At 38.3% G+C, this 13,523-nt stretch carries 17 protein-coding genes; 14 read left to right on the top strand and 3 right to left on the bottom strand.

From position 1 onward, the window contains the following. Positions 1-52: 52 nt before the first annotated feature. Positions 53-1,195 (top strand): sensor histidine kinase, encoded by a 1,143-nt coding sequence (locus NSQ61_RS06465; RefSeq protein ID WP_063389522.1) that lies wholly within the window; start codon positions 53-55, stop codon positions 1,193-1,195. Next, the gene (locus NSQ61_RS06460; protein WP_063389521.1) at positions 1,192-1,791 is read left to right on the top strand and encodes a response regulator transcription factor; all 600 of its coding nucleotides are present in this window, start codon (positions 1,192-1,194) and stop codon (positions 1,789-1,791) included. Before NSQ61_RS06465 ends, NSQ61_RS06460 begins: the two co-directional genes overlap by 4 nt. Positions 1,792-2,207: 416 nt before the next feature. Here the strand turns inward: NSQ61_RS06460 and NSQ61_RS06455 are convergent, their stop codons facing one another. After that, positions 2,208-2,441: a hypothetical protein gene (locus NSQ61_RS06455; protein WP_340806389.1), complete on the bottom strand. Its 234-nt coding sequence runs from the start codon at positions 2,439-2,441 to the stop codon at positions 2,208-2,210. Positions 2,442-2,702: 261 nt separating this feature from the next. Between NSQ61_RS06455 and NSQ61_RS06450 the strand changes: the two genes are divergently transcribed. The 11 genes from NSQ61_RS06450 to NSQ61_RS06400 all read left to right on the top strand — a co-directional run bounded on the left by NSQ61_RS06450 (position 2,703) and on the right by NSQ61_RS06400 (position 11,313). Beyond that, positions 2,703-3,038 (top strand): hypothetical protein, encoded by a 336-nt coding sequence (locus NSQ61_RS06450; protein ID WP_340806386.1) that lies wholly within the window; start codon positions 2,703-2,705, stop codon positions 3,036-3,038. Between the two features lie 110 nt (positions 3,039-3,148). Further along, positions 3,149-4,279, top strand: coding sequence for an MBL fold metallo-hydrolase (locus tag NSQ61_RS06445; protein WP_311067280.1), 1,131 nt, complete (start codon positions 3,149-3,151; stop codon positions 4,277-4,279). A gap of 223 nt (positions 4,280-4,502) precedes the next feature. Beyond that, positions 4,503-4,898 carry a sulfurtransferase gene (locus NSQ61_RS06440; protein ID WP_311067281.1) on the top strand — a complete coding sequence of 132 codons (396 nt, stop codon included), beginning with the start codon at positions 4,503-4,505 and terminating at the stop codon, positions 4,896-4,898. Next, on the top strand, positions 4,865-5,125 hold the full coding sequence (locus NSQ61_RS06435; RefSeq protein WP_063389517.1) for a metal-sensitive transcriptional regulator: 261 nt from the start codon (positions 4,865-4,867) through the stop codon (positions 5,123-5,125). The genes NSQ61_RS06440 and NSQ61_RS06435 overlap by 34 nt, the downstream gene beginning before the upstream one ends. Before the next feature lie 95 nt (positions 5,126-5,220). Then, positions 5,221-5,448: a sulfurtransferase TusA family protein gene (locus NSQ61_RS06430; RefSeq protein ID WP_066246718.1), complete on the top strand. Its 228-nt coding sequence runs from the start codon at positions 5,221-5,223 to the stop codon at positions 5,446-5,448. A 53-nt stretch (positions 5,449-5,501) separates the two neighbouring features. Next, the gene (locus tag NSQ61_RS06425; RefSeq protein ID WP_066246720.1) at positions 5,502-5,984 is read left to right on the top strand and encodes a DsrE/DsrF/DrsH-like family protein; all 483 of its coding nucleotides are present in this window, start codon (positions 5,502-5,504) and stop codon (positions 5,982-5,984) included. Positions 5,985-5,994: 10 nt separating this feature from the next. Beyond that, positions 5,995-6,360: a rhodanese-like domain-containing protein gene (locus tag NSQ61_RS06420; RefSeq protein ID WP_144598008.1), complete on the top strand. Its 366-nt coding sequence runs from the start codon at positions 5,995-5,997 to the stop codon at positions 6,358-6,360. 305 nt (positions 6,361-6,665) lie between these two features. Next, the gene (locus NSQ61_RS06415; protein ID WP_117016959.1) at positions 6,666-7,226 is read left to right on the top strand and encodes a sulfurtransferase TusA family protein; all 561 of its coding nucleotides are present in this window, start codon (positions 6,666-6,668) and stop codon (positions 7,224-7,226) included. A 339-nt stretch (positions 7,227-7,565) separates the two neighbouring features. Then, entirely contained in the window at positions 7,566-8,348 is a 783-nt protein-coding gene (locus NSQ61_RS06410; RefSeq protein ID WP_340806381.1) for a sulfite exporter TauE/SafE family protein, read from the top strand. A gap of 794 nt (positions 8,349-9,142) precedes the next feature. Further along, entirely contained in the window at positions 9,143-9,445 is a 303-nt protein-coding gene (locus NSQ61_RS06405) for an ArsR/SmtB family transcription factor (RefSeq protein WP_063389511.1), read from the top strand. 470 nt (positions 9,446-9,915) lie between these two features. Continuing rightward, positions 9,916-11,313 (top strand): acetaldehyde dehydrogenase (acetylating), encoded by a 1,398-nt coding sequence (locus NSQ61_RS06400; RefSeq protein ID WP_339211512.1) that lies wholly within the window; start codon positions 9,916-9,918, stop codon positions 11,311-11,313. Between the two features lie 312 nt (positions 11,314-11,625). On the opposite strand, the gene NSQ61_RS06395 is transcribed toward NSQ61_RS06400, so the two are convergent. Then, the gene (locus NSQ61_RS06395; RefSeq protein ID WP_340806377.1) at positions 11,626-12,240 is read right to left on the bottom strand and encodes a hypothetical protein; all 615 of its coding nucleotides are present in this window, start codon (positions 12,238-12,240) and stop codon (positions 11,626-11,628) included. On the opposite strand from NSQ61_RS06395, the gene NSQ61_RS06390 reads away from it, so the two are divergent. Continuing rightward, positions 12,213-12,491 (top strand): hypothetical protein, encoded by a 279-nt coding sequence (locus NSQ61_RS06390; RefSeq protein ID WP_340806375.1) that lies wholly within the window; start codon positions 12,213-12,215, stop codon positions 12,489-12,491. The genes NSQ61_RS06395 and NSQ61_RS06390 overlap by 28 nt on opposite strands. 320 nt (positions 12,492-12,811) lie before the next feature. On the opposite strand, the gene NSQ61_RS06385 is transcribed toward NSQ61_RS06390, so the two are convergent. Continuing rightward, positions 12,812-13,252, bottom strand: coding sequence for a hypothetical protein (locus NSQ61_RS06385; protein ID WP_340806373.1), 441 nt, complete (start codon positions 13,250-13,252; stop codon positions 12,812-12,814). Between the last annotated feature and the right edge of the window lie 271 nt (positions 13,253-13,523).

Below are 13,523 nucleotides of genomic sequence, written 5' to 3'. Positions count from 1 at the left end.
TACCTTTTTATGATAAGATAACATATAAAACAAATTTTTAGAGGATTTGACCATGCAAAAAAAGTATATGATCTTAGAGAAATTCTCGGGAATTACTCCTTATATATGGAGCGTTTTTAGCATATTGCCGTTTTATTTTATTTTTCAATCTTCCTCCACTAAGGAAATCATTGCAGGGATCGTGCTGACACTTATATTTTTCTTTGTATATCGTTTAGCTTTTATTTCAAAGAAGTGGCCTGTCTACTTGTGGACATCAATTTTAATTGGGATTTCTATCACGATGACGATCCTTTTCCAATTTATCTATTTTGCTTTTTATATTGCTTACTATAACGGTCATATCAAAAACCGCATTGCTTTTTTAATATTGTACATCATTCACTTAGCTGCAACGACCATCTCGATCAACTATAACGTGGTTCTACAGGAAAAGTTATTCTTAAAGCAATTGCCATTTGTCATCATCATTTGGATTAGCGTCATCCTTCTTCCATTCAACATTTATAATCGAAAAAAGCAAGGGCAGCTCGAAGAACAGCTCCAAGATGCCAACAAAAGAATTTCCGAGCTCGTGAAACAGGAGGAGCGCCAGCGAATTGCCCGCGATCTTCATGATGCGTTAGGCCAGAAGCTGTCCCTTATCGGTCTAAAAAGCGATTTGGCTAGAAAATTAATTTACAAAGACCCTGAACAAGCCCGCAGCGAGTTAAAAGACGTTCAACAAACGGCCAGAACTGCATTGAATGAAGTAAGGAAAATAGTTTCACAAATGCGCGGGGTTCGATTGAAAGAGGAAATCATACATATAAAACAACTACTCCAAGCTGCTGAAATCAAGTTGGTAAGTAATGAAGAAGAATTCACACTATCAAACGTATCCCCGTTTATTGAGAACATTTTAAGTATGTGTTTGAAGGAAGCAGTAACAAATGTCGTAAAACATAGTAAGGCGTTTACTTGCCGGATTGCCATTCAGCAATCTTGGAACGAAATATGTATTACGGTGCAAGATGACGGAATCGGCATGGAGGAGGAACGGGATCTTGCGAAAGGAAACGGACTGATCGGAATTAAAGAACGTCTGGAGTTTGTGAACGGCAGTCTGGAAATTTGCTCGGAAAAAGGGACTACATTAATCATGAAAATACCTAATGTAGTAAAACAGACCGTTAAGGAGGGACTCAAATCATGATTCGAATCGTCATAGCTGAAGACCAGCGTATGATGCTGGGCGCTTTAGGGACTTTGCTTAATTTGGAAGAGGATATGGAAGTGGTGGGGAAGGCGAGCAACGGAGAAGAAGCTGTTTCACTTGTGAAGCAATATCAGCCTGATGTTTGCATCATGGATATCGAAATGCCCAAAAAAAGTGGCCTCGAGGCAGCTGAAGAGCTGAAAGACCTGGAATGTAAAGTGATCATTTTAACAACGTTTGCCCGTACTGGTTATTTCCAACGGGCTTTAAAAGCTCGTGTCAGCGGCTATTTATTGAAAGACAGCCCCAGCGAGGAGCTGGCAAGTTCGATCCGCAGCATCATGGCAGGCCGGCGAATCTATGCACCCGAGCTGATGGATGATGTTTACAGTGAAGAAAATCCTCTCACGGAAAGGGAGAAGGAAATATTAGAACTCGTTGCCGATGGAAAAAACACAAAAAAAATAGCGGACGAACTGAAACTAAAAACCGGAACGGTCCGAAACTATATTTCAACGATTTTGGATAAGCTTGAGGTAACGAACCGGATCGAAGCGATTAAACAATCTAAAGAAAGGGGATGGTTTAAATAGACATAAGAAAAATTGTTTTTTCGCAACTAAATCAAAACATCATAAGAGACGGAACCGAAATCTTGCAGGCGAACAAAATGAACAGTTATTAATACCTTTCCCCAAAACACGATAAGTTCCTCAATATATTTCGTGGAACGATGAGATTCAGGTTCCGCCTGCCAATAAATTCACGTATCATATTTATTCTGGTTAAGCCGATAACGGCACCCTGTTTGTTTGAATTTATATTTTTCTAGAGAAAATAATTATTATATGATTCTTGTTATACCATTTATGAGTTTTCAAGCATCGCGAGCCAAACAATCGCTTTGTGAGAGCCTGAGTGCGTCATGCTTCTCGGTATACGAATTATAGAAAGAATTGTTTTTCATAGATAAGTTTATTTCTTAAGTTCTGATATGCGCTTACTTTTTTTACTGAACATAATCAAACATTGTACTAGTAAAGCCGCCAAAACTAGACAACTGGCAGCAAACGGAAGGGAGGAAGGAGCCAATCCTGCAAGCAATACAATCCCCCCCAAGAGAAGAACCTACTGCACTTCCTAAATAATTAGCGGAACTGTTTAAAGCTACAACAGCAGCGTCATGCTCAGGCTGGTAACGAAGCCGTTCATGTTGTTGCGGGGCTTGCGAAGCCCAGCCCATCGCCCCCCATAGAACAAAAGGTAAAAAGGATCGCATCGGGAAAGAGAGTGCAAATGGTATGCAGATCATAGCTAAAGCCATTATGGCTATAATTCCGGCCATAAGCATTTTCGGTTGTGCCGTCCGGTCAATGAAATATCCAACGGAAAAGCTCCCGATAACGCCCCCAATGCCCCATGCCCACAAATAAGGTGCAAGGGTGAGGGTGCTTTTAAGTTATCCAAAATGGTTGAAATATAAGTATAGAGTCCCAAGCTGGAAATGCTTGTTAAAAAAGTTGCGTTGATGATTGCAGCAACTCGTCCGTTCGCCATTATGGCAAAACGATGCTGCATCGATGGCGGTGGAAACGAGATAATCCCTATCATAGCGACAAACCTAATTCTCCTATTTATAAAAAGGGATAAGCTTGAATTCTATTACGAATATGTAAAATCCAGTGTCTTCTTCATTGATCGTTTCAATTTATCGACCTTCCCAATCTCGTTCGAATCATACGTTTATTTTAAGCAAACATCTTCAATCCCTCCATTATCGTTTATAGAACAATACGGCGAACTGAAGGAAGTAATTGCATCTAAAAATAAAAAGCGTTGACTTTTAGAGCAATAATTTGTAATATTAAGACCATAAATACCCATACATGTATGTGTAAAATGATTAGTTTAAACCAAATTTACAACATTCGATAGGAGGAAGAAGGGAATATGACGGTAAAAACCATCACGGTAAAAGAAATTGCAAACAAAATCATTCGCGGGGAAGACTTGTTTATAGTCGATGTACGCAATCAAGAGGAGTATGCTGATTGGAGAATTGAAGGAAAGAACGTACAAGTTGTAAATATTCCTTATTTTGAAGTTCTTGACGGTGTGGATCCATTTCTTGAGCAATTGCCTAAAGAGAAAGAAAACGAAATTTATGTGGTATGTGCCAAAGGAGGATCATCGCTATTTGTTGCCGAACAGCTTGAACAAGCAGGTTTTTCACATGTCTATTCCATTGAAGGCGGTATGAAAGCGTGGAGCGAGCATTTACAACCGGTCAAAATCGCTGAGCTGAAAAACGGCGGTGCGATTTATCAATTTGTCCGTCTCGGGAAAGGCTGCCTGTCCTATTTGATCGAATCAAACGGAGAAGGTGCGCTTATTGATACAAATCGCATGACGGATGTATACGTTGAGTTTGCGAAGGAACGCGAGATTTCTATTAAATATGTCATTGATACCCATTTGCACGCAGACCATATTTCCGGCGGCCGCAAGTTGGCTGAACAATTGGGAGCGACGTACTATTTGCCTCCAAAAGATGCGACAGAAGTGACCTTTTCCTATGCACCGATTCAAGATGAGGATCGCATTCAGGTCGGTCATGCAGTGATCGAAGCTGTTTACTCACCGGGACATACAATTGGCAGCACTTCGTTTATTATAGATGACCAATATTTACTAACGGGAGATGTTTTATTTATCGATTCGATCGGTCGTCCGGATTTGGCTGGAAAAGCGCAGGATTGGGTGGGGGATTTGCGCAAGACATTATATGAGCGCTATAAACAATTAGCAGATGACCTGTTGGTTTTGCCTGCACATTTTATGGTACCGGGTGAAATGAATGACGATGGTAGTGTTGGTACTACATTAGGTATGTTGTACGCAAAAAATCATGGTCTCAATATCGCGAGCGAAGAAGAGTTTCGAAAAACGGTGACGGAAAACTTGCCTCCGCAACCGAATGCTTATCAGGAAATTCGGCAAACAAATATGGGAAAGCTTCATCCAGATGAAGAGCAGCAACGCGAGATGGAAATCGGTCCAAACCGTTGCGCAGTCCGGTAATGATTAAAAAAGGGAGACTTGAGTCATTCATGCCGAGTCTCCTTTTTCTCCCTCCGCAAATATTTTTTAAATTAAGTAAAGGGAAAGCTATATTGATAACTAACAAGTAAAGACAATGCCTCTATTCCAAAATTTGTTTAGAAAAATAAATCGGTTGATTATATACTTATACATGTATATAATTGTTCATAAATAAAAACAATGAATGAGGTGGAAAGAAGAATTGGAAGGAATACTGCTTTTGGCTTTATTTATTTTGTTATCAATATCTGTCTATCGGCGGTATTATCCAGTAAGAGGAGTTCCGTGTGTTGACTACCGCGATGAAAGTATAAATTCTTTAACGATTCTAGATCTTCGTGATTACAACGAAAAAACAAATCATTATCCCATTGCGAATTCCTTTCACATACCGTTTGCTTATTTAAAACGGCATGTTTATGAAATTCCTGATAAACCAATCCATGTGATTGCAAGTGATGAAGTAGGAAAAAATTTAGGCATTCGCTTTTTGCGCAGCCGCGGTTTTAAAGTTAAGAGCTATTCAATGGCCGATTGTCCTTGCAAAGAAAGGAGAAATGCCAAATGGAATACAGCAAAGAGATCAAAAACCGCCTAAAACGAATTGAAGGACAAGTAAAAGGGATTATTGGTATGATGGAACAAGAAAAGGACTGCAAAAGCGTGATTTCTCAACTTTCTGCTGCACGAAACGCTATTGATCGCACTATTGCCGTTATTGTAAGTTCCAATTTAGAGCAATGTATCCGTGAAAGCTTAGAAAATGGGGAAAAAACGGAACACCTAGTAAAAGAAGCTGTAGAGCTGTTGGTAAAAAGTCGTTAAAAATTTGTCAACTTTTCTTAGAAAAGTTGACAGATTTTTTTATCCCTATTAATATACATATAGGGGTAATGGTAATATTAAAGGAGGTCATTACAATGAATGCAGATAAAGTATTAGATGCAAAGGGTTTTGCATGCCCAATGCCAGTCGTAAGAGCAAAAAAAGCAATTGATGAGTTAGAAGCTGGTCAAGTTTTAGAGGTGCATACAACGGATAAAGGTTCCAAAAACGATTTGACCGCTTGGGCAAAGGCAAGTGGACATACGGTTGTTAATATGAAAGAAGAAAATGGCGTTTTTACGTTTTGGATTAAAAAGGGATAATTTTTGCTATCTTTATACCCCTATGAGTATTTTGAGAAGAAGGTGGAAACAAAGTGTCGGAGCAAAAGAAAAAAACAACGATCATCTTGTTTAGCGGTGACTATGATAAGGCGATGGCAGCGTATATTATCGCGAACGGCGCTGCTGCCTATGACCATGAGGTTACAATTTTTCATACGTTCTGGGGGCTTAACGCATTGCGTAAAGATTCGACAGTTCCGGTGAAAAAAGGATTATTAGAAAAAATGTTTGCGAAAATGATGCCGCGTGGTGCTGACCGCATGGGACTGTCGCGGATGAACTTTGGCGGAATAGGAGCGAAGTTAATTAAGCGGGTGATAAAAAAACATAATGCTGTGCCGCTGCCGCAATTAATCGATATGGCAAAGGAACAAGGAATAAAGCTGGTTGCTTGCCAAATGACAGTCGATCTTTTAGGACTCCAACAGGATGAATTAATAGACGGCATCGAATTTGCAGGGGTTGCTGCGTATTTAGCAGATGCTTCTGAAGGAAATGTCAATTTGTTTATTTAAGGTGGGGTCTATGGTTCAAACCATTATTAATATTGGTCTAGTTCTATTGGTGATATGGTTCGTTGTCAATCGGTTTCTGCCCATAAAAGGAGTGCGAATCATATCTGTAGTGCAATTAAAGAAGGAATTACGAAAAAAAGATGTTCATTACATTGACGTACGCACACCTATTGAGTTTCATACGAATCATATTCCTGGTTTTAAAAATATTCCGCTTCACGAGCTTCCAAAACGAGTTCATGAACTATCAAAAGATAAAGAAGTTATTGTGATTTGTCAAAGTGGAATGAGAAGCGCCAAAGCAAGCAAATTATTAAAGAAATTAGGATTTCAGCGTGTAACCAATGTAAAAGGCGGCATGAACTCTTGGTCATAAAGGTTGCTATGAAACAACTATTCTGCTAAAGAAATTTGAGGCGTTGTTCCATAAAAGGAAAACATTCAATGTTATTGATGTTCATGAACTAGAAGAAGTCGATTTAGGAAAATTTCTAGTTCCATAAATATTACGCCCTGACTGTTTAAGTTTCTAAGAATGAACTAGATACAGAAAAAGAAAATACTCTCGCCTGCTGTCTGAAGGAAAAAGCAGACGAGCCGAAAACTATCGGAAAGTTGCGGAAATTAATGCATAAATAAGAAGATCCTGTAGAATAGTTCCCATTTAAGGAGGAGAAAGTCATGATTCAAGTAGATATGACAATAGACGCTAAAGGGTTGTCTTGTCCGATGCCGATTGTCAAAGCGAAAAAAGCGATTCATAAGTTGCAGCCTGGACAAGTACTGGAGGTACAAGCAACAGACAAAGGATCGAAAGCGGATATGAAAGCATGGGCAGAAAGCACTGGACATCACTATCTCGGTACAATTGAAGAAGAAGGGATATTAAAGCACTATATTCGTAGAGCAAGTGAGAGCGAGGCAAAGAATGAAGCGAAATTCCCCCATGTTATTCGCAATGAAGAATTAGCAGACAAAATAAATGATCCGTCAATTATCATTTTAGATGTCCGTGAACCGGCAGAGTTTGCATTTGGGCATATTCCTGGTGCCGTGTCAATTCCTCTTGGAGAATTGGAGGAACGAATCAAGGAACTCCCGCAAGATAAGACCATTTATGTCGTCTGCCGCACGGGAACGCGCAGTAGTTTGGCAGCCCAGAAATTAGCAGAAAAAGGGTTTTCAAACGTATGGAATATTGTCCCCGGTATGTCAGAATGGAATGGATCGCTTGAACAATGATTGAACAGTTGGTTATCAATATACAAATATATGATAAAGGTACAAAAAATCTTTAAACAACAAAAAAACATTTTTATAGTATACATGCGAACTATTTTGCAATTGGAAAATGAAAGGCGAAATTTCTCAATATTGAATTGTTCCTTATTGTGAATTAATCGATGGTTCATTGCATTGGGACGAAAATTCATTTATCGCCTTGGGCATCAAGCAATAGGCATACGATGATGAAAAAGAAGAACATGATCGGTCATTTTCGAATTAAAAAGGATAATTCACTTACTAGCGGGGTGCATATACGCACCCCGATTTTAACAACATCAAAGGAGTAGTATATCAATGGAAATAACGTTCAATTTTATTATCGTAATGTTTCTTATTGGCTTTATCGGTTCCTTCCTTTCCGGTATGGTTGGGATTGGCGGTTCCATTATTAAATATCCGATGCTTCTTTACCTGCCCCCGCTTTTTGAGCTTGCCGAGTTCAGCGCCCATGAAGTATCGGGAATTAGTGCCGTCCAAGTATTTTTTACGACGATTGGCGGTGTTTTAGTCTATCGGAAAGGTGGATACTTAAATAAGTCGTTAATTTTTTATATGGGGAGCAGTATTTTAATTGGAAGTTTCATTGGCGGATACGTTTCTAGGATGATGAGTGAAGGAAGCATTAATCTTGTATACGGCATTTTAGCAGCATTTGCTGTTTTGATGATGTTCGTACCAAATAAAGGGATTGATGATATTCCATTGGGCATGGTGAGCTTCAATAAATGGCTGGCAGCTTCGCTTTCATTTTTGATCGGAATTGGATCAGGAATCGTCGGAGCGGCAGGAGCTTTTCTATTAGTGCCGATTATGCTTTCTGTTCTAAAAATTCCAACGAAAATGACGATTGCCTCCTCATTAGCGATCACGTTTATTTCCTCAATCGGATCGACATTTGCAAAAATCACAACGGGCCAAGTTGAATTCATTCCTGCAATAATTATGATCATTGCAAGTTTGATTGCATCTCCTTTAGGTGCAAAAGCAGGACAAAAAATGAGCACAAAAGTACTCCGCGTAATTTTAGCTGTCTTAATTTTAGCGACGGCAGCGAAAATTTGGATCGATATTTTTTAAGCCGTCAGTGAAAAAACTTTCATGTGTGATTCGAAAAAACGAATCAAGATGTATAATAATTATGGCGTATCATTTATTGGTTTTAAAGTTAGGAAAACAAAGAGAGAATATTTGGAGTTCTTACTTGGATGATAAGGATGCTATAGTGATCAAGTGTATGATGAAAACAAACATGAACTATATGCAATGATTCGCCTGATCATGCAATGGTGTTCAGCGCGCTTTCACCACAATCTGAAACAATTTCGCTCTGCAAGTGTGTCTGAAAAGGATTTTGCCCGCATTCAATATAGCTGTCTTTCGCTTATAGAAGGAACAATGAATTTGTTTTTACGATCATCCGGATCAAAGATTCAACAGTTCATCTTTGATTGGCTGCTCTGAAAACATGTTTATAAGGTTGTGTTTGAACATGAAGCGCTGAGGAGGCTGATTGACTGTTCAAGAATCAAGTTGATTATAATTGTATGTAATTTTATTATCAGGGCTTTACAGAAAATAAAGCAGTTTATTGCTAAAAGACTTGGATTTTGCTTTTATGGTTGGGCTTCGTGTATTATTGAATTAATAATAAAATTATTACGTTTTAGGGGCTAATGATCACTGCCACGCTGTCAACAATCAGAGCTAGTCGTCAAGGTATTGTAGATTTGTTGGTTATATGCTAATCTATCCATGCAAGAGCGATCAACCTCCGTTTTAGGATTGTCGTTGTTTGTGTTTTTATTGTCTGTTAATGCAAATTTTATTCCGCTGTTGTTTTGAAATATAAGTATTGTCAATTGGAGGTAGCAATGGAACTTTTAGAAGTGTTTAAAGCCTTGTCAAATGAAACGAGGCTGCAAATCGTACAATGGCTCAAGAATCCGGAAGCTCACTTTCCCAAACCGCAGCACGGTGATATACACGAAGATGGAGTATGTGTGAGCGATATCCATAAAAAAGTTGGACTGTCACAATCTACTGTATCCCATTATTTATCGATGCTGCAAAATGCCGGATTAATAAAGGCAAAACGTGTTGGGCAATGGACTTATTATAAAAGGGATGAAGAGAACATCAAAAAATTGAATGAATTATTATCAAGGGATTTATAGGCCTATTTTTTTAATTGTTGCTTTTGGCTTGAATCCCTTTTTATTTTGTTTTATTATATTTATAGATTCAGATATCGAGAATTATCGATTTATAATTATTTATATCGATGATTCTAGATATTTAAATAAATAAAAAATATACTTCTACAAATTTTCGGGTTTTATGAAACCGCTTTTTTGTAATCGTTATCAATTTTTGAGCGGTTGAAATGCTTCTTCTTTGTCAAAAAGCGAAAGTATTGGAAGAAGGAGTTTTGCATATTGGTGACGACATCAGATTAGATCGTCGTTCGATAAAGTGGTCATGACAAGAATCAGTGATGTCAAACTGCTAGCATTTGAGGAGGTGAGGGCAGAAACACAAAAAATGATGCTTGTTCAAGCGAACAAAATTGAAATAGTGTCATTTGAGATCATGACAATATGAATCTGCTAGTTAAATGAAAACTATGAAAGGGAGCGAAGCAAAGATGTTGCGAGATATTGATTTACAATCTATCCAAGAAGTAAGAAATTACCTTGAGGAAGCGAAAACAGCTCAAAAAATAATGGCAAAGATGAATCAGAGCGAGATTGATCATATTGTTGAAAGCATGGTTAAAGCGGCAAGGGAAGAAGCTGAGCGATTGGCTGCTATGGCAGTCGAAGAGACTGGCTTCGGGAATGTTCCTGATAAAACAGTAAAAAATCTGTTCGCAGCGAATGATGTTTACAATTCTATCAAGGATGTGAAAACAGTCGGGATTATTCGTCGCGATGAAGAAAACCGCGTATGGGAAGTTGCTCAACCTGTAGGGATCGTTGCAGGAATTGTTCCATCTACAAATCCTACCTCAACAGTCATTTTTAAATCATTGATCGCAGTTAAAGCAGGAAATGCGATTATTTTCAGCCCTCACCCAGCTGCTGCGAAATGTACAACGGAAGCGGCAAGAATTATGCAAGAAGCAGCAGAGCGTGCCGGAGCACCAAAAGGTTTGATTTTGTGCATTACCCAACCAACATTGGCAGCAACAAACGAGCTGATGAAGCATAAATTAACTGATGTCATCCTTGCCACAGGCGGTCCTGGATTGGTAAGAGCTGCTTACAGCTCCGGAAAACCAGCATACGGAGTAGGTCCTGGAAACGTACCTGTATACATTCATGAAAGTGCCAATATCGAAAAAGCTGTTGAACTTATTATTGAAAGCAAAACTTTTGACTACGGAACAATTTGTGCTTCTGAACAAGCTCTTTTAGTGGATGAGTCGATTAAAGAGAAAGTTGTTGCAGAGATGACAAAACAAGGCGCTTATTTCTTGAATGAAGAAGAAAAACGAAAAGTAGAATCCATCATTCTCGTAAACGGTGGACTGAATGCAAAAATTGTAGGAAAGTCACCTCAAGTGATTGGTGAAATGGCAGGTATTGAAGTTCCGTCCGAGGCGAAAGTGATCGTTGCAGAAGAAACAGGAGTTGGGAAAGAATATCCATTCTCAATTGAAAAACTATCTCCAACGCTAGCATTTTATACAGTGAAAGATATGCAAGCAGCAAGCGAGCTTGCCCAAAAACTTCTTGATGCAGGCGGACTTGGTCACACAGTCGGAATTCACGCTGAGGATGAAAAAGTAATCGAAGCTTACACAATCGATAAACCAGCAGGACGTATCATTGTAAATGCCGGTACAACATTTGGCGCTATTGGCGCTACAGTGAACGTAAAACCGTCCTTGACTCTTGGCTGCGGTGCTATTGGCAACAACGTTACATCTGACAATGTTACGGTCAATCACTTGTTTAACATTAAACGTGTTGCATTTGGAGTCCGCCAAATGCCAAAAAAAGAGGAAAGTGCACAAAATGAACCTGCATTAACGAAATAACTTGACTGTCCATAAAAACTCTTTTGATAGATTAAAAGACTGTATCAAACATCTGCCATGTTCTTTGATACAGCTAAAAAAATAAATTCGACACTCCGGAAGTGATAATGCGTTTACCCCCCTAAAAAAATTTCGTTGTAAGGACGATATTCAGTACAAAAATCCATGCAGGAGCATCTTTTCCTGCATGGATTTATTATTACACACATCAACTAGTAAGCTCGTGCAGTTCACTGGATCTATTTTAAAAAGTTTTTTGTTAATTTGGAAATCGTAAAGTGGTAGCGGGAAAACTCCCAAAACAACACTAGACTATTGGTTGCGCTGCAAAAATAAAAAGCCAGTCATTGCAATTAAAAGCATTTTATGATGTTTCGACAAGTTGTCAGAGAGCTCAACGATATCATTGTACACATCACGAAAAATATTTGTATATTCATGAGGGAAATATCCATTGTAGAAACGGGCCAACTGCCGACCTTCGGAATCTGTTAATGTAAAATCACCAGAAAAGGCCTTAACCTTAACAGGGAGAATCAGCTTATCATCAGCATCTCTCAGCTCACCTTTTATGTTGACTAGACTTTTCCAATCCTCTTGTACATATTCTCCCAGTTTTCGGCCATGTACATCCTTCACAGTTACAATCGACTTTTTCATTCCTTTTCTCTTAAAGGTAAACAGCACATTTCCTTTATTCGAAAAAACACCATATGTAATCGGAAGCGTCATGATCAATGAATCACGAAGCAGCAGGCTCATTGGGTAAAAAATAGAAGGAATACGGATTGGCTTAATCGTTCCAACAAAATGGCCGCTTTTTTCAAACAGTAGGAGACGAGGAAAAAAGCCAATATCTTTTTTTAAAACAAGATGATCCAACTCAAGGAGGGAAGCTTTTGACTCATGAATTTGAATATCTTTCACCGTTATATTTCATCTGGCTTGAAACTCCGGTAAAAAACAAAAAAAGACCGACAATACCTATTGAAGAAAGATTTAACCAATTTTGTAAAGAATCTGGTCGATCGATGAAAAAAACAGAAATACAAATGAGCATAACTATAGAAGATAAAGCAAATGCTACTTTCATTCTCCGTTTATACATAGTAGCAATCATCAAATCAACTCCAGTCAAACAAAGGGAAGTCTTTCTACCTCATCAACTATCAGTTTAGATTAGTAGTTTATAGTATTCAATATTTTTTACATCCTTTTAGTGAAAAAATGGAGAAGACATCAAGATGAGGCGGCTTTGAATGTGCTCGTGCTCATCAGCTTTAGCAATCCTAAGTTATTCATTAGCACAATATGCCAAATAGAGAACTGTATGATTGGGCACGTTTTTTTATTTATTTTCAAAGGTCAGAATAAAAGTTTAAATACAGGTTCTTTGAATAAAATGGGAAAAAATTTTTGCTTTTTGTATGGTATTTCCAGGAAATAGCACAGGGTTAAAAAAAGAAGTGAGGTTATCACTTTTTGAGGTGGTTGTAGGTTACATAATTTTTTTTCGTAACGTACGGATGGAAACGTCATGTTCGCCAATAATTTCGTAAACAGATTTGAAGCTTTCTTGGAGGTTTTTCATTTCTTCGTTTGTTTCCATTACAGCTTGTTTAATTGATTTTTGTTCCTGTTCAATCCGATTCAATCGCTCTTCAACATAATTTAAGCGTGTTTCTACTTGATCTAATCGCTCTTCTACTCGATCCAGCCGATTTTCGACCCGATTCAATCGCTCTTCAACATGATTTAAGCGTGTTTCTACTTGATCTAATCGCTTTTCTACTCGATCCAACCGATTTTCGACCCGATTTAATCGATCATCCACCTGGTCCAATCGCGTCCCGATATAATCTAGTCGATCATGCACATTTTTAAGATCATTGTCAATAGACATCACTTTTTCTAAAATTAAGTCGAGTTTTTGTTCCATTTTTTGACTCCTTTTAAAAATCTCCTTTCCTCAATTTTATTCGAATGAAATGGTTCTGACAAGTACGGATTGGGTGCCTTGTGTTGATTAAATGCAGTAAATGCCCGAGCATTAATAAAACATTTACATCTGAAAGACTATGTGACGATAAAGGGATTCATACTCAAACAAGTCGGTGGAATATGTTGAAGATTATGTTTTCGCTTTATCATTTCATTGTGTGTTCGAAATATTAAAGAATAAGATAATTGAGAATTAAGGTATTTTTATG

The organism is Aeribacillus sp. FSL K6-1121, assembly GCF_038003725.1.
In the GTDB taxonomy this organism is placed as follows: Bacteria; Bacillota; Bacilli; order Bacillales; family Aeribacillaceae; genus Aeribacillus; species Aeribacillus composti.
The sequence above is the reverse complement of the archived record's forward strand: the minus strand, read 5'-3'. Positions and strand labels throughout refer to the sequence as shown.